The following is a 20755-nucleotide window of genomic DNA, read 5'->3' as shown; positions in this document are numbered from 1 at the left end:
TCAGCGCAGCAGATAGGGCAGCGAGACGGTGAAGGAGGATTGCTTCGCCATCGCGCCGCGCGGGCGCAGCCGCACATGCGTCACCGCCGCCTCGCTGGCGATGTTGCCCGCCACCGGCACATAGGTCCAGGTCGCGCCGCCATCCGCCGAAAAGTCGACGTCGTCGGTGGTGTCGCCCGGCCCGCCATAGCGCAACGTGACGCCGGAGGCGGGCGAGCCATCGGTCAGCCCGACCACCGTCGACGACGCGGTGCCGTCGCCGTCCAAGGCCACCACCGCCCGCGTCGGCGTCGGCAGCACCAGCCCGATGGTGCCGGCGTCAAGCGGCACGATGTCGGGATTGCTCATCGCCACCGACACGCGGCGTCGCGCCCCCGGCAGGTCGCGCGGATTGCTGGTGCCGTTGACCGGGTCCCAGCTGGTCACGGTCGTCATCGTCATGGTCGCATTCTGCGCCGCGACGGTCAGCGTCACGTCGATCGTCGAGCGGCCGGTGCCGGCATTCGGTGTGCCGGCGCACACGCCCGCGGCATAGACCGGGCAGATATACCAGCTCCAGTCGATCGTAATCCGGTCGGTATAGGTGCCCGCCGCCGGCGTCGTGCCGCCGGTCAGTTTCAGATAGAGCGGCAGGTCGGCCGTGCTGCCGCCGAGCAGGCCGAGCACGTTGAGCAGATTGTTCTGCATGAAGTCGAGCGGCACGCCCGGCGTGAAGGGGTAGGTGCCGTTGGCGTCGGCAGAGGTCGTGTAGCCGATGGTGCCGCCGCCGCTGCGCGTCAGCTTCAGCCCGTTGGTCGTGTTCAGCGTGCCGCGGATGTAATTGCCGCCGAGCAGCACGATGATCGACGTATCGCAGGTCAGGCCGGCGCGCGTCTTCTGCGCCGGCACTGCCGCCGCCTTGATTGCCGCCGGTGAATAGGGGCCGATCGCCGGCGCGAGCGACGTGCTGACGGTACAGCCCGCGGCGGCGGCGGGCGACGCGACGATCGCGGCGCACAGCATGGCGATCACGCCGAGGATCAGGCGACGGAGCGGCAGCAAGGGATTCATCGGACCTTCGGGCAGCATGGATGCCCGTGTGTCCGCCCGCTTCGGTAAACGGCCGATTACGGACCCGTAACGGGTGCGATCGCGCCGCTAAACGGGTGCGATCGACCGCGCACCGCGGGGCAGCGCGATCACCGCGCACAGGCCGCCACCCGCGCGATTGCGCAGCCGGATGTCGCCGCCCGCCTCGCGCACGATCGAGCGCGCCAGCGCCAGGCCGAGACCGATGCCGCCGGTGTCGCGGTTGCGCGAGCTTTCAAGGCGGGTGAACGGATCGAACACGTCCTCCAGCCGCTCCTCCGGAATACCGGGTCCGCGATCCGCCACCTCGATGTCGACGCCATGCGGCGCGACGGCCAGCCGCACCTCCGCGCCGCCGCCATACTTGACCGCATTCTCGATCAGGTTGCGCACCGCGCGCCGCATCAGCGCCGGGCGCAGCCGCATGCGCAGCCGCTCGACCTCCTCGAAGGCGACGTCTTGGCCGAGGTCGCGGAAATCCTCGACCACGGCATCGACCAGCGCCGCCAGGTCGACCTCGGTCGGCGCCTCGCTCGGCCGGCCCATCCGCGCCAGCGACAGGATGTCGTCCAGCGTGCGGTTCATCTCCTCGATCGTCGCCGCCATGCGCGTGCGGTCGCCCTCGTCCTCGACCGATTCGATACGGACGCGCAGCGCGGCGAGCGGCGTGCGCAGATCGTGGCCGATCGCACCGAGCATCCGATCCTTTTCCTCGAGCATCGCGGTGACGCGCAGCCGCAGCGCGTTGAACGCCGCGATCAGCTGACGCACGTCGCCCGGCCCGCTTTCCGGCACCTCCTCGGCGCCGTCGCCCGGCCCGAACCGCTCCGCCGCCCGGGTCAGGTCGCGCAAGGGGCGCGACAGCCGCCGCCCGGCGAGCAGCACCGGCACCAGCACGAGCAGGTAGAGTACCGCCGTCTCGCCGACTAGCCGCCAGACCAGATCGCGATCGTCGCTCAGCCAGAAGGTGCTCAGCACCCACCAGCCGCGTCCCGGCTGTTCGACCGCGATCCGCAACTCGGCGCCGCGGGCGACGATCCGCTCGGCGCGCTTGGGCGGCATCCGGCGCAACAGCGGGTCGGCGGGATCGATCGGCAGCAGGCCGGTGACGATCCGCCCCGGCCGCATGCCGGTCTCCGCCAGCGTCGACCGCAGCGCGTCCTCGACCTCGGTGAGCCGCGGCGCGGTGACGGGGATCGGATTGGCGGGATAGCGCCGCACTCGCCCGCGTTGCTCGCGCTCCCGGTCGGGGCGCGGGCGCGCGGCGCGCTCGGACGCATCGATCAGCCGGGCGACGACCGGGCCGGTGGTCTGCTCCAGCCGGAAATTGCGCCGTTCGCGCAGCAGCAGGCCGAAGTTGATCGCCTGCGCGACGAACAGGCCGATGGCGACGAGCAGGGCGATCTGCCCGGCCAGCGTGCGCGGGCGCCATCGCCGCGTCACAGCCGCGTCACCTCCGCCGCCAGCGTATAGCCGCCGCCCCACACCGTCTTGATGATCTCCGGCGCCTTGGCGTCCGCCTCGATCTTGCGGCGCAGGCGGCTGACCTGATTGTCGACCGCGCGGTCGAACGCCGCCGCCTCGCGGCCCTGGGTCAGGTCGAGCAGCTGGTCGCGGGTGAGGACCTGCCGCGGCCGGGTGACGAGCGCGAGCAGCAGATTGTATTCGCCGGTCGACAGCGGCACCGACACTCCCTCGCGATCGACGAGCGTGCGCTCGCCGGTCTTCAGCACCCAGCCGGCGAAGGCGTAGGAGCCGCTTTCCGGCGCATGCTGACGTGCCCCGCCCGCGGTCAGGCGGCGCAGCACCACCTTGACGCGGGTCGCCAGCTCGCGCGGCGAGAATGGCTTCACGACATAATCGTCGGCGCCCATTTCCAGTCCGACGATCCGGTCGGTTTCCTCCGCCTTGGCGGTCAGCAGGATCACCGGCGTGTCACTGGTCGCGGCGATATGGCGGCACAGCGACAGGCCGTCCTCGCCCGGCATCATGATGTCGAGGATGACCAGATCGATGGCGTAGGCGGCAAGGCGCGTGCGCGCGCTTTCCGCGTCGGCGGCCTGGGTGACGCGAAAGCCCTGGCGGGTGAGATATTGTGCCAGCGGCTCGCGGATCGAACGCTCGTCGTCGACGAGCAGCAGGTGCGGCGTGTCTCCCATCTCGTCGGCCATAGTCATCGTGCCCGTCCCTGCAACCCGGCCGGGCACCGCGACGGTCGCGGGCCCGGCCGGTGCAACGCTGATCGTCCGGTGGTTACTGGTCGGACGGCGGCGGCGGGGGCGGGGTATCGCCGCCAGGCATGCTGCCGCCGCCGCGACGGCCGCCGAAGCCGCGCATCTGCGCCATTTCGGTCGCGTCGATCTTGCCGTCGTGATTGGCGTCCATCCGGTCGAAGCGCGTCGCGGCGCGCGCGACATAGTCGGCGCGCGTCACCGACACGTCGCCGTCGCGGCCGGCATAGCCGCCCGCCGGGGGCGGCGGCGGCGCCTTGGCATCCGCGGGGGCAGCGCCCATCCGCCGCGCCCGCATCGTGGCGCGATAGGCCTGGCGCTCGTCGGGCGACAGCGTGCCGTCGTGATTGGCGTCCATCGCGTCGAAGCGCGCGCCCGCCTCGGCCGTGGCCTCGTCGCGGGTGATGACGCCGTCGTGATTGGCGTCGGCGCGCATCATCGGGTTGCCGGGCGGCGGCGGGGCTGACGGGGTGGCGGTCTGCGCCTGGGCGGCGGCGGCGAGGCCGCTCGCCGCGAGGGCAAGGGTCAGCAGGGGCAATCGCATCGGATCACGTCTCCGGGTGGCGGGGCCGATCCCCGCCTCAGCCTTGCCCTTCTGGCGGTGCCATGTCGCAATCGTATGTCGTTGCCCCTGCCAAGTGTCGCAATTTGTAGCGGCGGATCAGCCGAACAGGGCGACGCTCTGCATCTGTTCGGCGACGACCGTTCCCTCGGCGTTGCGGACGGTCATGCGCTGGCTCGAATTGCCCTGATGGGCATAGTCGGTGTCGCTGTCGAGCAGCCACCAGCCGTCGCGCGTCGGCGCCGGCGGGCCGAGCAGGTTGAGCTGCCACGTCATCGAACTGACCGGCGCGGGGCCGCCGACCAGCCGCAGCGCGGCGGGGGGGAGGCAGTCGGCGACCGCGATCAGCTCGACCGCCGGATCCAGACCGTCGCGCTCGGCAAGCCGTACCCAGCGCCGCCAGCCGGCGTCGGGCGCAATGGTGGCATCGACCATCTCGAAGTTGCGGCTGAAGGTCACCGCGGGATGGCCGCGGTAGACGGCGGCGTCCGCGGTGGGTGGTGTCTCGGCGCTGCCGCGGTCGATGCGATGATCGACGGTGGACGCGACCGGCGCCATGAACACGAAGGTCGCGCGCAGCCCCAGTCCCGCCTCGCCGATCACGTCCGCCTGCACATAGGCGGCGTTGCGCCCGCGTCGCAACCGTTCGGCGCGGACGCTGACGCGGCCGCTCAGCGGCCCGACGAAGGCGACCAGCGCCGATCGTAGCGGCGGCAGGTCGCTGTCGCTCGCTTGCGCGGCATGCAACGCCAGGGCCGCCGACAGGCCGCCATAAGCGGTTCGACCCTGCAGCCAGTCGGCGGGAATGTCGGTGTGCCAGCCGCCGCCGTGCGGCGTGAGCGTGTCGAGGATCGTCTTCAGTGCGGTCATCGTCACCAGGCTAGGCGCGTCGCTACCGCGATGCCACCATCGTTTCGCGCCGCCCGCCGGTCAGCGGCTGCCCTGACCGAACAGGATGCGCCGCGTCTCGTCGCTGATCGGCGCATCCGGACGGCTGAGCTCGGCGCCCCTGGCATAGGCGGCGACGGTCGCCGGTCGCGCCGCCACCGCGGCGAACCAGCGGGCAACGTTGGGGAAGTCCGCCAGATCCTGCTGCTGCAGCGCATGTGGCACGATCCACGGATAGCAGGCCATGTCGGCGATCGAATAGGCGCCGGCGATGAACTCGCGCCCGGCCAGCTGGCGGTCGAGCACGCCGTACAGCCGCGCGGTCTCGCGGACGTAGCGGTCGATCGCATAGGGCACCTTCTCGGGCGCGTAGCGGTTGAAATGGTGGTTCTGGCCGAGCATCGGGCCGAGCCCGCCCATCTGCCACATCAGCCATTGCGTCGTCGTGACGCGGGCGCGCAGCGTATCGCCGCCGAACCGCCCCGTCTTCTCGGCGAGATAAAGCAGGATGGCGCCCGACTCGAACACCGACACCGGGTCGCCGCCGTCCGCCGGCGCGGTGTCGACGATCGCCGGCATGCGGTTGTTCGGCGCGATCGTCAGGAAGTCGGGGGCGAATTGCTCGCCCTTGCTGATGTCGACCGGCACGATGCGATAATCGAGGCCGCATTCCTCCAGCATCATCGTGATCTTGTGCCCGTTGGGCGTCGGCCAATAGTGCAGGTCGATCATCGCTGTGCCTCCTCGCCGGCGGGGGCGGGGGGTATCCGCGGCGTGCCCGCCCAGATGATCCCCGCCGCGCCGCCGATCAAGACCGCGCCGACCAGAAAGGCCGCGCCGTCGAACCCGTGGCCTGCGCCGATGCCCAGGCTCTGCGCCGCGATCAGCGGTCCGAGGATCGCGGCGAGCGCGTTCATGCTGCCGATCCCGCCCTGCAGCGCGCCCTGCCGCGTCGCATCGACCATCCGCGACAGGATCGCGTTGAGCGCCGGATAAGCGAAGGCGCCGAGGCAGCCGACCAGGAAGAAGGCATAGACCTGCCAGCCGTGGGTGGTGAAGGCATAGGCGACCAACGTCACCGTCGCGCAGCCGAGGCCGACGATCGCCGCGTTGCGCTCGCCGAAGCGCGCCAGCACCCGCTGCGTCAGGCCGACCTGCACGACGACGCTGAGCAGCCCGACCCAGGCGAGGCTCCAGCCGATCGCGGTCGCGTCCCAGCCGAAGCGGATCGCCGCCCAGAACGCCCAGGTCGCCGGATAGACCGCGCCGCCCAATTGCCACAGAAACCAGGCGACCAGCAGCGGCGTCGCATTACCCGCCGCGAACAAGGGTTTGAATGCACCGACAACATGCGCATCGCGCAGCCGGAACGGCCGCCGTGCGTCGCGATCCAGCGTCTCGGGCAGCAGTGCCGCCATCGCCAGCGCGTTGAGCGCGGACAAAGCGGCGGCGACGACGAAGGGCGCGCGCGTGCCGAGCGCAGCGGCGATCCCGCCGAGCGCCGGGCCGAGGATGAAGCCGATGCCGAACGCCGCGCCGAGCAGGCCGAAGGTCGCGCCGCGCTTGTCCGGCGGCGTCGTGTCGGCGATCACCGCGCCGGCCGGGCCATAGGTGGCGCCGGCGATCCCCGCGATGGCGCGGCCGACGAACAGCCAGGCGAGCGTCGGCGCCGCCGCCATCAGTAGATAGTCGAGGCTGAACGCCGCCATCGACGCGATCAGCACCGGCCGTCGGCCGAACCGGTCGCCGAGCTGTCCGAGCACGGGTCCGGCAAAGAATTGGGTAAAGGCGAACACCGCAAGCAGCCAGCCCGACACCCGCGTCGCCCGCGCCAGGTCGACATGCCCCATATGGGTGATCAGCGCCGGCAGCACCGGCATGACGATGCCGAAGCCGATCACGTCGATGACCACTGCCGCCAGCACGATCGGCACCGCGCGATGTTCGAACCTCATGCGACTCCCCCCGGAACCCTGCCGCGGTGTAGCGGGGTTGCGGGAGAAAGGCGATCGCCCCGTGCCGTGCACGGGGCGGCGGCTATTGCGCCATGGCCTCGCGGCCGCGCACCGGCGCAGCATGGAAGTCGGCGAATTGGCGCTGCGCCTCGTCGCTCATCAGATTCTGCATCATCGTCCAATAGCCGGTGACCGCATCCTCGCCGGAGGCGGCATAGGCGCGGCTCATGTTGCCGTGCAACCCGCTGAACAGCCGCTGCTCCAGCGCCTCGCCCGCAGGGGTCAGGCGCAGCAGCCGCTGGCGACGATCGGTGTCGCCGGTCCGCTGCGCGACCAGTTCGCGCTCGACCAAGGCGCCGAGCACCCGGCCCAAAGACTGTTTGGTGACGCCGAGCAGCGACAGCAATTCGCCGACCGACAGGTCGGGGCGTCGGCCGATGAAATAGAGACAGCGGTGATGCGCCCGCCCCAGGCCCAGCGCGCCGAGTTCGCCATCGGCGTGGCGCAGGTGCGATTTGTGCGCAAACAGCAACAGGTCCATGCCACCGCGGATCACGTCGTCGCGGAGGAACTGGGCGGCGGGGGGCTTGATCGGTTCGGCCATCGATCCCTTCTCGGCTGAAGCTAGACGGGCCCGGTGATGTTCCCGTCCCTTGCCGTGGAGACGATGCCGAAGGACAACATCCGCACCCTATCCTGTAAAAAATTCGACCGAACGGGACACGGTATACCGCGGCGGCGTCCGGTTCAGCCGATCGCCCGGTCGTCGAACATGCCGAACAGCAGGGTCGAGGCGTAGATGGCGATGGCCCGCTCGCGCGGCATCGTGCCCGCCCATTTGCGCATGTCGAAGGCCGCATTCTGCAGCGCCATCAGCGCCTGCGCCGCGATCAGTGCGTCGACCGCGCGGATCGATCCTTCGGCGATGCCGTCCATCATCGTACCGGCGAAGCGGCGCGCGATCCGGTTGGACCGATCGACCATCGCGGTGCGCACGTCGGCCGGCAGTCCGCTCAGCGCAGTGGTGCGCAGCAGCGGCGCGCGCTCGGCGAACTGCACGTCGAGCAGAGTGGCGATGACGCTGACCAACCGCTGCCACTGGCTGCCGCCGTGCGCGTCGGCGAGCCGCTGACAGTCGGAGATCGTGTCGAAGCTGCGTTGATAGCAAGCGGTGACCAGATCGTCCTTGGCGTCGAGATGATGGTAGAAGCTGCCCTTGGTGACGTTGAGCTCCGCGGCGATCCGCTGCACGGAGGCGCCGCGATAGCCGAGTTGGTTGATCAGCCGCGTCGCCGCCAGCAAAAAGGCGGCACGCCCTGGCTCGGTCTCGGCATGTTCGAGGTCGATCGGCTGCGGCGACCAGAGCGACCGCGCGCCGGCGATGCCGTGCGCGAACACGTCCATCAGCCGCGTCTCGACCCGGTCGTATTGGTCGGGTTCGTAGCGGGTCAGCCAGGCCGGCAGCCAAAAGATGTTCTCGAGCAGCACATGTGCCCGTGCGCCGTGCAGGTCGGTGTGCACGCGGCTCGGCGCCGGGTCCCAGAGCGCGCGGGTCCGTCGGAACACCTCGCGCCAGCCGGTCATCAGCCGGCTGCGGTTCGGCTCCTCCGTCGCGCGCAGGTCGGACAGCACCGCCATGGCGCGGTCCTCGCCGCGCTGCACCCGTGCCAGCCGCGCCATGTTGAGCGCCAGGAAGCGGCGGACGCGCGCCTCGGCGTCCGGCTCCGCCGCGGCAGTGTCGAGCATCGCCAGCAACTGATCGAGCGTATGCTCGAAGGCGGCGGCGGCCAGATCCTCCTTGCGCTTGAAATAATAAGTGACGCTGGTCGTGTTCAGGCCGACGCGGCGGGCGACGTCGGCGAAGGTCATGCCCTTGGCGCTTTGTTCGTTGATCGCTTCCGCAGCGGCGGCCAGGATCGCGTCGCGCTTGGCGCGGAATCGCTTCGTGCCGTGTTCCTCGTCGCCGCCGATCGTCGCTGCGGCCGCATCGGCCGCCGTCCCCGCCTGGTTCATCACGCCCTTGTATCAATCGCGCTTTCGAAGAAACAGCATTTTTTGATCGTTTGCCTTCACCCTGCGGAACGCAGGGCAGATTGGCTCTTGCCTGCCGCTGCCGATGCTTTACCGAAAAAAGGGTATGGCGTAGAACGCCCTTCGAGAGGAGCCTGTATGGACTTCACCCTGAGTGCGCGCGAGACCGTGTTCCGCGACCGGGTACGTGCCTTCATCGATGCCGAGATCCGCCCGCGCCAGGCCGAATACGATGCGCAGGAGCATGACGGCGAACGCTGGAAGGTGATCCCGGTCATCGAGGAGGTGAAGGCGCGCGCCAAGGCGGCGGGGCTGTGGAATTTCTTCATGCCGCCGCATTCCGGCCGGCCGCCGGTCGACGACACGTTCGAATTCGAGGGCACGCAGCTCAGCAATCTCGAATATGCGCTGTGCGCGGAGGAGATGGGCAAGGTCGGCTGGGCGTCGGAATGCTTCAACTGCTCGGCGCCCGACACGGGCAACATGGAAGTGCTGCTCCGCTACGGCACGCGCGCGCAGAAGGACGAATGGCTGGCGCCGCTGATGCACGGCGACATCCGCTCCGCCTTTCTGATGACCGAGCCGGCGGTCGCCTCGTCGGACGCGACCAATATCGAGACGCGGATGGTCCGCGACGGCGACGATTACGTCATTTCCGGCACCAAATGGTGGTCGAGCGGGGTCGGCGATCCGCGCTGCCGCGTCGCGATCGTCATGGGCAAGACCGATCCCGAGGCGAAGCGCCACGCCCAGCAGAGCATGATCCTGGTGCCGATGGACGCGCCGGGCGTGACGATCGAGCGGATGCTCACCGTCTATGGCTATGACCACGCACCGCACGGCCACGGCCAGGTGCGGCTCGACAACGTCCGCGTGCCGGCGTCCAACATGCTACTCGGCGAGGGGCGCGGGTTCGAGATCGCGCAGGGGCGCCTTGGCCCCGGCCGCATCCATCATTGCATGCGCACGATCGGCGTGGCGGAGACGGCGATCGAGGCGATGGCGAAGCGGCTGCTCACCCGCGTCGCCTTCGGCAAGAGGATCGCCGACCAATCGGTCTGGGAGCAGCGGATCGCACGCGCGCGCATCGATATCGAGATGACCCGGCTGCTGTGCCTCAAGGCCGCCGACATGATGGACAAGGCGGGCAACAAGGCCGCGCAGCTCGAGATCGCGATGATCAAGGTACAGGCGCCGAACATGGCGCTGCAGATCCTCGACGACGCGATCCAGGCGCATGGCGGCGCCGGCGTGTCGGGCGATTTCGAACTCGCGCACGCCTGGGCGGCGATGCGGACCCTGCGCTTCGCCGACGGCCCCGACGAGGTCCACAACCGCGCCATCGCCCGCGCCGAATTCGGAAAATATGCCGATATCGCGCTGGAGCGGCCGGGACGGTGAGTTCTCTCTTCGTCATCCCGGCGAATGCCGGGACCCATGGACACACTGCCATCGATGTGGCGCGGATCAGTCGCCGATCGCATCCATGGGTCCCGGCGTTCGCCGGGATGACGCAGGGGGATATCTGACATGAAAGCCGCCGTCCTCTACGAAGCCAAGACGCCGCTGGTGATCGAGGATGTCACCATCGACGCGCCCGGTCCGCACGAAGTGTTGATCCGCGTCGCCGCCGTCGGCGTCTGCCGGTCCGACCTGCATTTCGTCGACGGGGTCTATCCGCATCCGCTGCCAACAATCCCGGGCCATGAGGCGGCGGGGATCGTCGAGGCGGTCGGCGAGGAGGTGCGCACGGTCAAGGTCGGCGACCATGTCGTCACCTGCCTCTCCGCCTTCTGCGGGCATTGCGAATTCTGTGTCTCGGGGCGGATGTTCCTGTGCGTCGACAGCAGCATCCGTCGCCCGCGCTCGGCGCCGCCGCGGCTCAGGCTCGGCGTGGGGCCGAATGGGCGTCCCATCGCGCAGATGCTCAACCTGTCCGCTTATGCGGAGATGATGCTGGTCCACGACCATGCCTGCGTCGCGATCGACCGCGACATGCCGCTCGATCGGGCCGCGCTGATCGGCTGTGCGGTGACGACCGGGGCAGGGGCGGTGTTCAACGCTGCCGACGTTACGCCGGGCGAGACGGTCTGCGTCGTCGGTTGCGGCGGGATCGGGCTCGCCGCGGTCAACGCCGCGCGGATCGCCGGTGCGGGCAAGATCATCGCGCTCGATCCCGTCGCCGAGAAGCGCGGCCTCGCCGAGAAACTGGGCGCCACCCACACGATCGACGCCGCCAGCGACACCGCCGCCGACGAGGTGGTGGCGATCACCCGCGGCGGCGTGCACCATGCGATCGAGGCGGTCGGTCGGCCGCAATCGGCGGCGACCGCGGTCAAGGTGCTGCGCCGCGGCGGGACCGCGACGATCCTCGGCATGCTGCCGCCTAACGAGAGCGTCGGCCTGTCGGCGCTCGACCTGTTGTCGGGCAAGACGCTGCAGGGTGGTTTCATGGGCTACAACCGCTTTCCGGTCGACATCCCGCGGCTGGTCGACTTCTACCAGCGCGGTTTGCTCGACCTCGACACGATCATCGCCGACCGGATGCCGCTGGACCGGATCAACCACGCCTTCGACGAACTGCGCCGCGGCGACACCACGCGCAGCGTGATCGTGTTCGAATGATACGCGGCCTGCCCGCCTCTCTTCCGTCATCCCCGCGAAGGCGGGGATCCAGACGCGCAATCCCAACGAGAACTAGCAACCTCAGCGTTTCTCGATTCCCGCCATCGCGGGAATGACGAACTTCGGAAAGCCCATGACCGACGCCCCCCAGACCATCCCCGTCGCGGACAAGGACCGCCTCGACCTCGACCGGCTCGCCGACTGGATGACGGCGAACGTCGCCGGCTTCCGCGGCCCGCTCAGCTACGCGAAATTCGCCGGCGGCCAGTCCAACCCCACCTACCGGCTCGACAGCCCGTCGGGCGCCTGTGTCCTGCGCCGCAAGCCGTTCGGGCCGCTGCTGCCCTCCGCCCATGCGGTCGACCGCGAATATCGGCTGATCGCCGGCCTCCATCCGACCGGCTTTCCGGTCGCGCGCCCCTACGGCTTGTGCGAGGACGAGGGCATCATCGGCGCGGTCTTCTACGTCATGGCGATGGTCGACGGCCGCAACCTGTGGGACGGCACCTTGCCCGGCTACGCGCCCGAGCAGCGCACCGCCCTCTACCATGCGATGGTCGACACGCTGGCGGCGCTCCATAGCACCGATTATCAGGCCGCTGGTCTCGGCGATTACGGCAAACCCGGCAATTATTTCGCGCGTCAGGTCGAACGCTGGACGCGCCAGTATCGCGCCAGCGAGACGGAGGTGATGCCCGACGTCGACCGGCTGATCGACTGGCTACCGCGCACCGTGCCCGAACAGACGCGCACCTCGATCGTCCACGGCGACTATCGCATCGACAATATGATCTTCGACGCCGCCGAGCCGCGCGTGCGGGCGGTGCTCGACTGGGAATTGTCGACGCTCGGCGATCCGCTCGCCGATTTCTCCTACTTCCTGATGAGCTGGGTCACCGAGCCAGAGGGGCGCTCCGGGGTCAAGGGCATGACCGGGCCGGCGACCGGCATCCCGCCGATCGAGGCGATCGTCGAACGCTATTGCGCCGCCACGGGCCGCGACGGCGTGCCCGACCTCAACTGGTATTTCGCGTATAATCTGTTCCGCCTCACCGGCATCGTCCAGGGTATCAAGAAGCGCATCGTCGACGGCACCGCGTCCAGCGCCCAGGCGGAGCGCTCCGCGGCGCAGGTCTACCGTCTCGCGGCCGCATCCTGGCACTTTGCCCAACTGGCAGGAGCTTAGAAGTCATATCTGAGACATAATCTCAGCTATGAAAATGCGTTCTGAGCGCGACTTTTGAGACCTTTCGGGAGACTGTCCGCATGTTGTTCGACCTGACCGGCAAGGTCGCTATCGTCACCGGCTCCAGCCGCGGCATCGGCAAGGCCAGCGCCATCGAACTGGCCCGCCACGGCGCCAGGGTGGTCATCTCCAGCCGCAAGCAGGACGCCTGCGAGGCGGTCGCCGCCGAGATCGAGGCGGAGGTCGGCCCCGGCCGCGCGCTGGCGATCGCCGCCAGCATCTCCGACAAGGCGGCGTTGCAAGCGCTGGTCGAGCAGACCCGCGCCGCATGGGGCCGGATCGACGTGCTGGTCTGCAACGCCGCTTCCAACCCCTATTACGGCCCGCTTGCCGGCATCGCCGACGACCAGTTCCGCAAGATCCTCGACAACAACATCCTGTCCAACCACTGGCTGATCCAGATGGTCGCGCCGGAGATGCGCGAGCGCCGTGACGGTTCGATCATCATCGTCTCGTCGGTCGGCGGCCTGCGCGGCTCGGACGTGATCGGCGCCTACAATGTCTCCAAGGCCGCCGACTTCCAACTCGCCCGCAACTATGCGGTCGAATACGGCCCCGACAACGTCCGGGTGAATTGCGTCGCGCCCGGCCTGATCAAGACCGACTTCGCCCGCGCCCTGTGGGACACGCCGCAGGCGGAGGAGCGGTCGAGTCGCCACACGCCGCTGCGCCGGCTTGGCGAGCCGGTCGATATCGCCGGGACGATCGTCTACCTCGCCGCCGACGCCAGCCGCTACATGACCGGCCAGGCGCTGGTCGTCGACGGCGGGGTGACGATCTGATGGCGCGCTTCGACGGCAAGTCGGTGATCGTCACCGGCGCCGGCTCCGGCATCGGTCGCGCCGCCGCCCGCTTGTTCGCCGCCGAGGGCGCGCGTGTCGTCGTCGCCGACCTCAGCGACGGGGCGGACGAGACGGCGGCACTGATCGCCGATGCCGGCGGTTCGGCGCTCGCGGTTCGGGGCGACGCGGGTGCGGAACCGGATGTCGAGCGCATCGTGGCACTCGCCTGCGACCGGTTCGGCGGGCTCGACGTGATGGTCGCCAATGCCGGCATCTCCGGCGGTCTCGCCAATCTGTTCGACACAGACGTGGCGCTGATCAGCGAGGTGCTGCGGGTCAATCTGATCGGCCCCTTCCTTGCCGTGAAGCACGCCGCCCCCCGCATCGCGGCACGGGGCGGCGGCGCGATCGTGCTGACCGCCAGCGTCGCCGGCCTGCGCTCCGGCGCCGGCTCGCCTGCCTATTCGGCGTCCAAGGCTGGCGTCATCAACCTGGCGCAGGTCGCCGCGCAGCAGCTGTCGGGCAGCAACGTGCGGGTCAACGCCGTCTGCCCCGGCCTGACCGAGACCGGCATGACCCAGCCGACCTTCGATTATGCCCGCGAGGCGGGGAAGGCGGACCGGCTCGGCCGGCTCAACCCCCTGCAGCGCGGTGCCCGGCCGGAGGAGCTGGCGGAGGCGATCGCCTTCCTCGCCTCCGACGCGGCGAGCTACGTCAACGGCCATGCCCTCGTCGTCGACGGCGGCCTGTCGTCCAGCCACCCCGTCACCCGCCAGGAATACGGCAAGACGGCGGTCTGACTTGCAGCCGTCACAGGAGCGGATCAAGATGGCCAGATGATCGCCCTGGCCTCATCCGCTATCGCCCTGGCCGCCGCGCAGGTGCCGCCGCCCGCGATGATCGCCGTCGATCTGCCGCAGCAATATCTGGTCCGCTGGACCCGCAGCCCCGTGCTGTGCGCGGCGGCGGGCGGCAGCATGGCGACCGCGGCGATGACTCAGCCGGTCGATCCCGGCCGCACCCTGACCTGGGCGGGCAGCACCGGCCTGCAGCGTACGCTGACGCTCACGTTTCGCATCGATGACCAGGGCCGACCGCTGTCGATCCGCCGCGAGAGCACAGGCTATGTCGCCGATGCGCAGGACGTCATGCCCGCCTTTGCGGCATCGCGCTTCGCCGCGGGCGCGGCGCGAGAACGCTGCACGGTGACGTTCACCGACAGCCGCAGCCGCCTGTCGGCGGCGCCGGTCGACGATGTCCGCGCCTATTCGGTCTTCCCCAGTGCAACGCCGACCGAGGCGGTCTGGCGCCGCATCCGGCCGGCAGGTGCGACCTGCTACGATCCGACGCCGGACGTGCTGCTGCGCGCTTACCCGGATTTCGCCAAATTGCCGGAGCAGCGCGGCGCGCTTGCCTGGTCGATGGTCGGCTTCGACATCGACCGCAACGGCAAGCCGGTCGCGGTCCGCACCGTCACGGGCAGCAGCCAGCCGGCGCTCGACGCCGCCGCGCGACAGGCGGTGCAGCGCAGCCGGTTCGTCGCCGGCGCGCGGACCGGCTGCCTGTTCCCTTATTTCAAGGCGCCGGCGACGCTGCCCGCGCCGATCCCGCCCGAAGAAGAGGCGGTCCGCCCGGCGGGTGCGACCTGCCCATCCAAGCATGGCTGGGTACGCGCACCGCAACTCACCTATCCGGGGCCCTATCGACGGCGCAGCATCGAGGGATGGGCGATGATCGCTTACGATGTCGCCCCCTGGGGCGAGACCGGCAACGTCCACGTGCTCTCGGCCGAGCCGACCGGGGAGTTCGGCGATGCGGCGATGGCGATGATCCGCAACGCATCGCTGCCTCCGTCGCAGGCCGGCTATATCGGCTGTGTCGATCGTGTCCGCTATGTCATGTCCAAACCGGGTGCGCCGGAGCGTCTGGATCCAACGCCGACGCCGCTGCCCCCGCCCGACTGAGCGGCCTCAGTCGCGGACGCGCTGCCGCATCAGCCCTTCCTGCGCGACGCTCGCCACCAGCCGACCGTCGCGGGTGAAGACGCTGCCGCGGTTCATGCCGCGGGCGTGGCCCGCCCAGGGGCTGTCGGTGGTGTAGAGCAGCCAGTCGTCGGCGCGGAACGGCTCGTGCAGCCACAGCGCGTGGTCGAGGCTGGCGCATTGCATCTCCGGCATCAGCCAGTTGACGCCGTGCGGCATCATCGCCGTCGCCATCAGCGCCATGTCCGACGCATAGGCGAGCGCGGCACGGTGCAGCTGCGGGTCGTCGCCGATCGGCGCGGCGACGCGGAACCAGGCGGCGTTGGTCGGCTCGCGCTTGACCGGCTGGAACCAGCTGCGCGGATAGAGCGGCCGCATCTCGATCGCATTCTGCCGCCGCAGGAAGAAGGCGCGGATCTTCTCCGGCACCTGATCCGCCACCGCCAGCCGCAACTCACGCTCGGACTTCAATTCCTCCGGCGGCGGCACGTTAGGCATCGCGTTCTGATGGTGGAAGCCGTCCTCCGGCAATTGGAAGGAGGCGGCGAGATTGAGAATCGGCTGGCCCTTCTGCAGGGCAACGACGCGTCGGGTCGCGAAGCTGCGCCCCTCGAAATCGCGGATCACGCGGAAGATGATCGGGAAATCCTCGTCACCCGGCCGCATGAAATAGGCGTGGAGCGAATGCGCCTCCTTGCCGACCACCGACCGCTGCGCCGCCTGCAGCGCCTGGGCGATCACCTGCCCGCCGAACACCCGGCCGCGCCCGCCGGGCTGGCGCGCGCCGCGGTACAGGTCGGTGTCGATCTCCTCGACATCGAGCAGCGTCACCAGCATCGCCGCCAATTCCTCCGGCGACTTCTGTGGTGGGAGGGCCGTTTCGTCCATCAATATCCCGCATTCCTCGCCAGTCGGTCGGCGTGGAAGCCGACGTCGCCGAACATCTCCGCGAGCACCCGCGCCCGCTTCATGTAGAAGCCGACGTCATACTCGTCCGTCATGCCGATGCCACCATGCATCTGAATGGCTTCCTGCACCGACAGCGTCGTCGCCATGCCGGTCATCGCCTTGGCCACCGACACCGCCTCATCGGCGCGATCGCTGCCCGCGTCGAGCAGCTGCTGTGCCTTCAGCACGGCAGCGCGGGCCACCTCCATCTCGCTGTACAGATGCGCGGCGCGATGCTGCAGCGCCTGGAAGCTGCCGATCGTCGTGCCGAACTGCTTGCGCTCCTTGAGGTAGGTGACCGTCATGTCCATCGCGCCGCCGCCGACGCCGACCAGTTCCGCCGCGGCGCCGGTCCGGCCAGCGCGGAGCAGGCGGCCGAGCGGATCGCGTCCGGCGTCGACCTCGCCGATCACCGCATCGGCATCGACCTCGACCCCCTCGAAGGTCATGCGCGCTGCGAGGCTGGCATCGGCGAGCCGCTCCGGCGTCGCGGTCAGCCCCACCGCGTCGCGGGGCACCGCGAACAGGGTGACGCCGTCCTGATCGTCCGCGCCGCCGGCGGTACGGGCGGCGACGATCAGCAGGTCGGCGACATGGCCGTGGGTGACGAATTGCTTCGAACCGGTCAGGCGGAAGCCGTTGCCAGCGCGCTCTGCGGTCATCGTGATCCGGTCGCGATGCTTCGGCCCCTCGTCGATCGCCAGCGCCGCGATCGCGTCTCCGGCCGCGATTCGCGGCAGCCATTCGCCCGCCTGGGCGCTGCCCTGCAAGGCCGCCACCGCCGCCACCGCGGTCGACAGGAAAGGCGAGGGGGAGAGGTTGCGGCCGATCTCCTCCAGCACCACGCCCGCCTCGACATGACCGAGGCCGAGGCCGCCGTGCGCCTCGTCGATCAGGATGCCGGTGAAGCCCATTTCGGCGAACTGCTTCCACAGGTCGCGCGAGAAGCCGGTCGGGTCGTTGGCGTCGCGCAGGCCACGCAGGTGCGCCACGGGCGCATGTTCGGCGACGAAGTCCTTGGCGGTGTCGCGGAGCATCGTCTGTTCGTCGTTGAGGTAGAGAGGCATGGTTGTCTCCTTAGCCCTCTCCCTTTGGGAGAGGGTTGGGTGGGGGCAGGGTAGCTGTCCCTGTTGCCCTCACCCTTCCGCCGCTGCGCGGCTCCCCCCCTCTCCCGGTGGGAGAGGGATGTCCGTTCAAGCGCCCGGCAGCTCGAGGATACGCTTGGCAATGATGTTGAGCTGGATCTCGCTGGTCCCGCCCTCGATCGAATTGGCCTTGGTGCGCAGCCAGGCGCGCGGCATCGCGCCGGTGCGCGAGCGCTCGCTCTCCCATTCCAGCGCGTCCGAACCGCCGGCCGCCATCATCAGCTCGTGGCGATCCTTGTTCAGCTCGGTGCCGACGTACTTCATCATGCTTGGCTGGGCAGGATGGGCGAGGCCGGCCTTGAGCTCGTCAATGAACCGCTCGCTCATCGCCGCGAACGCCTTGGCGCGCACCTCGAACAGCGCGATCTGCGAACGCAGCACCGGGTCGGCAAGGCGGCCGTCATGGTCGAGGCCGATCGTCGCGATCGCGCCTTCGACCAGCGGGTTGCGCCCGCCGCCGCCGAGACCCATGCCGCTGATCATCTCGCGTTCGTGGCCGAGCAGATATTTGGCGACGTCCCAGCCCTTGTTCTCGTTGTGGATGCGATTGGCCTTGGGCACCTTCACATTGTCCATGAAGGTCTCGCAGAACGGCGAATAGCCGCTGATCAGCAGGATCGGCTTGGTCGAGACGCCCGGCGTCTCCATGTCGAACAGCACGAAGCTGATCCCGCCCTGCTTCGATTCTTTGCTGGTGCGCACCAGGCAGAAGATCCAGTCGGCCTTGTCGGCGTAGCTGGTCCACACCTTCTGGCCGTTGACGATGTAATGGTCGCCGCCATCCTCCGCGCTGGTGGCGAGACCGGCGAGATCGCTGCCGGCATTGGGTTCGGAATAGCCCTGGCACCAACGGATCTCGCCGCGCGCAATCTTGGGCAGATGCTCCAGCTTCTGTTCCTCGGTGCCATATTTGAGCAGCGCCGGCCCGAGCATCGAGATGCCGAACGAGTTGAGCGGGTTGCGCGCGCGGATCGCCGCCATCTCCTCGCGCAACACCTTGGTCTCCGCCGCGGACAGGCCGCCGCCGCCATAATCCTTGGGCCAGTCGGGCACGGTCCAGCCGCGCTCCGCCATCGCCTTCAGCCAGCGCGCCTGCGGCGGGTTGGCAGCGGGGTCATAGCGTCGGCCGCCCCAGCAGACGTCCGTGTCGGAGCGCACCGGTTCGCGCATCTCCGGCGGGCAATTGTTCGCCAGCCAGGCGCGGGTCTCGGTGCGGAAGGTATCGAGGTCGGTCATGATGTCCTCTCCCTGCGGATCGCTAGCGCGAACGCGATGCTTACTTGATGCTGCCGCTTTTCAGGCTCTGCGCAACAGGGAAGCCGTGCTTTTCCAGTCCGGCGACGACCTTGTCGTAACCCTCGATCTTCGCCCAGAACATCGGGCCGCCGCGGTACACCGGCCAGCCGTAGCCGTAGATCCAGACGACGTCGACGTCCGACGCCCGCTGCGCCTTACCCTCCTCCAGGATCAGCGCGCCCTCGTTGACCATCGGGTAGAGCGTGCGCTCGACGATCTCCTCGTCGGTCACCTCATGCTGCGGCGTGCCGGTCTTGTCGCGCCATTCCTGGATGATCTCGGCGACGCGGGGCGAGGGGGTCGGATTGCGCTTCTCGTCATAGTCGTAGAAGCCGGCCTGCTTCTTCTGACCCCAGCGGCCCTCGGCAGCCAGCGCGTCGCGGACGTTCTCGATTCGGTTCGGGTCGCGGTGCCAGCCGATGTCGACGCCGGCGAGGTCGGCCATCTGGAACGGCCCCATCGGCATGCCGAAGGCGACGTGGACGCGGTCGATCTGTTCGGGCGTCGCGCCTTCGAGCAGCAGCTTGTTGGCCTCGACCTGCCGCGGCATCAGCATGCGGTTGCCGATGAAGCCATAGGTGACGCCGGCGACCACGGCGACCTTCCGGATTTTCTTGGCGAGCGCCATGACGGTGGCGAGCACGTCGGGCGCGGTCTTGGCACCGCGCACCACCTCGAGCAGCTTCATCACATTGGCGGGCGAGAAGAAGTGCATGCCGAGCACGTCCTCGGGCCGCTTCGTGCAGGCGGCGATCTCATCGATATCGAGATAGGAGGTGTTGCTGGCGATGATCGCGCCCGGCTTGGCGATGCCGTCCAGCCGCGTGAAGATCTCCTTCTTCACGTCCATATTCTCGTACACCGCCTCGATCACAAGGTCGCACTCGGCGAGTGCGTTGAAGTCGAGCGTCGGGGTCAGTGCCGCCATCGCGGCGTCGACCTGTTCCGGCTTCATCCGTCCCTTGGCGGCGGTCGCTTCGTAATTCTTGCGGATCACACCGGCGCCGCGGTCGAGCGCCTCCTGCGCCATCTCGACGATCGTCACCGGGATGCCCGCCGACAGGAAGTTCATGGCGATGCCGCCACCCATCGTGCCGGCGCCGATCACGCCGACGCGCGCGATCGGGCGCAGCGGCGTGTCGGCTGGCACGTCGTCGATCTTCGCCGCTTGGCGTTCGGCGAAGAAGATGTGGCGCTGGGCCGCCGACTGGTTGCCCATCATCAAGCGCATGAACTCCTGCCGTTCGAAGGCGATGCCCTGTTCGAACGGCACTTCGGTGGCCTTGACGACGCAGGCGATGTTGGCAGCCGGCGCGTCGAAGCCGCGGAAGCGGCGGGCGTTGTCCTTCTGGAAGGCGGCAACCGCCTCGGGATCGGGCTGCACCTCGCGCTCGGACGCGCGCGGGATCGGCCGCTTCGCCTTGACCTCGCCGGCGAAGGCGATGACGTCGGCGGCGAGGCTGTCCTCGCCGACGATCCGGTCGATCAGGCCCGCCTCCTGCGCGCGCTTGGCGGAGATCGGGTCGCCCTTGGCGGTCATCTCCAGCGCCAGCCGAACGCCGGCGAGCCGCGGCAGCCGCTGGGTGCCGCCCGCGCCGGGCAGCAGACCGAGCTTCACCTCGGGTGTGCCGAGCTTCGCCGACGGCACGGCGACCCGGTAGTGGCAGCCGAGCGCGACCTCGCAGCCGCCGCCGAGCGCGGTGCCGTGGATCGCGGCGACGACGGGCTTGGTGCTTGCCTCGATCATGTCGACGACGCCGGGCAGCATCGGCTCGACCGGCGGCTTGCCGAATTCGGTGATATCGGCACCGGCGAAGAAGGTGCGGCCGTCGCAGCGGATCACCATCGCGGCGATCGAATCGTCCGCCTCGCCCTCCTTGATCGCCGCCTCCAGACCCTGGCGGACCGCGGCGCCGAGCGCGTTGACCGGCGGATTGTCGGAGATGATGACGAGCACGTCGTCATGGCGTTCGGTGCGGATCGGCGAGGTCATGAA

Annotated in this window: 19 protein-coding genes; 6 read left to right on the top strand and 13 right to left on the bottom strand. The window is 69.3% G+C overall.

From position 1 onward, the window contains the following. The 9 genes from ACU5AX_RS03620 to ACU5AX_RS03580 form a co-directional block, all read right to left on the bottom strand. Complete coding sequence (locus ACU5AX_RS03620) at nt 1-1050, bottom strand: spore coat protein U domain-containing protein (RefSeq protein WP_446689697.1); 1050 nt, start codon at nt 1048-1050, stop codon at nt 1-3. Nucleotides 1051-1137: 87 nt separating this feature from the next. Next, nucleotides 1138-2511 carry a sensor histidine kinase gene (locus tag ACU5AX_RS03615; RefSeq protein WP_446689696.1) on the bottom strand — a complete coding sequence of 458 codons (1374 nt, stop codon included), beginning with the start codon at nt 2509-2511 and terminating at the stop codon, nt 1138-1140. Beyond that, on the bottom strand, nt 2508-3227 hold the full coding sequence (locus tag ACU5AX_RS03610) for a response regulator (protein WP_198353382.1): 720 nt from the start codon (nt 3225-3227) through the stop codon (nt 2508-2510). Before ACU5AX_RS03610 ends, ACU5AX_RS03615 begins: the two co-directional genes overlap by 4 nt. Before the next feature lie 94 nt (nt 3228-3321). Further along, nucleotides 3322-3843 (bottom strand): EF-hand domain-containing protein, encoded by a 522-nt coding sequence (locus ACU5AX_RS03605; RefSeq protein WP_446689695.1) that lies wholly within the window; start codon nt 3841-3843, stop codon nt 3322-3324. Between the two features lie 117 nt (nt 3844-3960). After that, nucleotides 3961-4731, bottom strand: a complete 771-nt coding sequence (locus ACU5AX_RS03600) for a thioesterase family protein (RefSeq protein ID WP_446689694.1) — start codon at nt 4729-4731, stop codon at nt 3961-3963. 60 nt (nt 4732-4791) lie between these two features. After that, on the bottom strand, nt 4792-5481 hold the full coding sequence (locus tag ACU5AX_RS03595) for a glutathione S-transferase N-terminal domain-containing protein (RefSeq protein WP_446689693.1): 690 nt from the start codon (nt 5479-5481) through the stop codon (nt 4792-4794). After that, nucleotides 5478-6704 (bottom strand): MFS transporter, encoded by a 1227-nt coding sequence (locus ACU5AX_RS03590; RefSeq protein ID WP_446689692.1) that lies wholly within the window; start codon nt 6702-6704, stop codon nt 5478-5480. The genes ACU5AX_RS03595 and ACU5AX_RS03590 overlap by 4 nt, the downstream gene beginning before the upstream one ends. Before the next feature lie 82 nt (nt 6705-6786). Continuing rightward, a complete protein-coding gene (locus tag ACU5AX_RS03585) occupies nt 6787-7308 on the bottom strand; it encodes a MarR family winged helix-turn-helix transcriptional regulator (RefSeq protein WP_198352713.1) in 522 nt (173 codons plus the stop codon). Between the two features lie 143 nt (nt 7309-7451). Further along, entirely contained in the window at nt 7452-8717 is a 1266-nt protein-coding gene (locus tag ACU5AX_RS03580) for a TetR/AcrR family transcriptional regulator (protein ID WP_446689691.1), read from the bottom strand. Nucleotides 8718-8873: 156 nt separating this feature from the next. On the opposite strand from ACU5AX_RS03580, the gene ACU5AX_RS03575 reads away from it, so the two are divergent. The 6 genes from ACU5AX_RS03575 (at nt 8874) to ACU5AX_RS03550 (ending at nt 15352) form a co-directional block, all read left to right on the top strand. Next, entirely contained in the window at nt 8874-10136 is a 1263-nt protein-coding gene (locus ACU5AX_RS03575) for an acyl-CoA dehydrogenase family protein (RefSeq protein WP_446689690.1), read from the top strand. 129 nt (nt 10137-10265) lie between these two features. Beyond that, nucleotides 10266-11360 (top strand): Zn-dependent alcohol dehydrogenase, encoded by a 1095-nt coding sequence (locus tag ACU5AX_RS03570; protein ID WP_446689689.1) that lies wholly within the window; start codon nt 10266-10268, stop codon nt 11358-11360. A gap of 133 nt (nt 11361-11493) precedes the next feature. Next, on the top strand, nt 11494-12546 hold the full coding sequence (locus tag ACU5AX_RS03565) for a phosphotransferase family protein (protein ID WP_446689688.1): 1053 nt from the start codon (nt 11494-11496) through the stop codon (nt 12544-12546). A gap of 80 nt (nt 12547-12626) precedes the next feature. Next, a complete protein-coding gene (locus tag ACU5AX_RS03560; protein WP_446689687.1) occupies nt 12627-13388 on the top strand; it encodes an SDR family oxidoreductase in 762 nt (253 codons plus the stop codon). Then, entirely contained in the window at nt 13388-14188 is an 801-nt protein-coding gene (locus ACU5AX_RS03555) for an SDR family NAD(P)-dependent oxidoreductase (RefSeq protein ID WP_446689686.1), read from the top strand. The genes ACU5AX_RS03560 and ACU5AX_RS03555 overlap by 1 nt, the downstream gene beginning before the upstream one ends. Before the next feature lie 36 nt (nt 14189-14224). Beyond that, on the top strand, nt 14225-15352 hold the full coding sequence (locus tag ACU5AX_RS03550; protein ID WP_446689685.1) for a TonB family protein: 1128 nt from the start codon (nt 14225-14227) through the stop codon (nt 15350-15352). Nucleotides 15353-15358: 6 nt separating this feature from the next. On the opposite strand, the gene ACU5AX_RS03545 is transcribed toward ACU5AX_RS03550, so the two are convergent. From ACU5AX_RS03545 to ACU5AX_RS03530, 4 genes are all read right to left on the bottom strand, one after another. After that, on the bottom strand, nt 15359-16258 hold the full coding sequence (locus ACU5AX_RS03545; RefSeq protein WP_446689684.1) for an acyl-CoA thioesterase: 900 nt from the start codon (nt 16256-16258) through the stop codon (nt 15359-15361). After that, the gene (locus ACU5AX_RS03540) at nt 16258-17385 is read right to left on the bottom strand and encodes an acyl-CoA dehydrogenase family protein (protein ID WP_446689683.1); all 1128 of its coding nucleotides are present in this window, start codon (nt 17383-17385) and stop codon (nt 16258-16260) included. The genes ACU5AX_RS03545 and ACU5AX_RS03540 overlap by 1 nt, the downstream gene beginning before the upstream one ends. Nucleotides 17386-17511: 126 nt before the next feature. After that, nucleotides 17512-18702, bottom strand: coding sequence for an acyl-CoA dehydrogenase family protein (locus tag ACU5AX_RS03535; RefSeq protein WP_446690461.1), 1191 nt, complete (start codon nt 18700-18702; stop codon nt 17512-17514). 37 nt (nt 18703-18739) lie between these two features. Beyond that, nucleotides 18740-20752: a 3-hydroxyacyl-CoA dehydrogenase NAD-binding domain-containing protein gene (locus ACU5AX_RS03530; protein ID WP_446689682.1), complete on the bottom strand. Its 2013-nt coding sequence runs from the start codon at nt 20750-20752 to the stop codon at nt 18740-18742. Between the last annotated feature and the right edge of the window lie 3 nt (nt 20753-20755).

Source organism: Sphingomonas benefaciens, from assembly GCF_052907485.1.
This window is presented reverse-complemented; position numbering and strand designations above follow the sequence as displayed.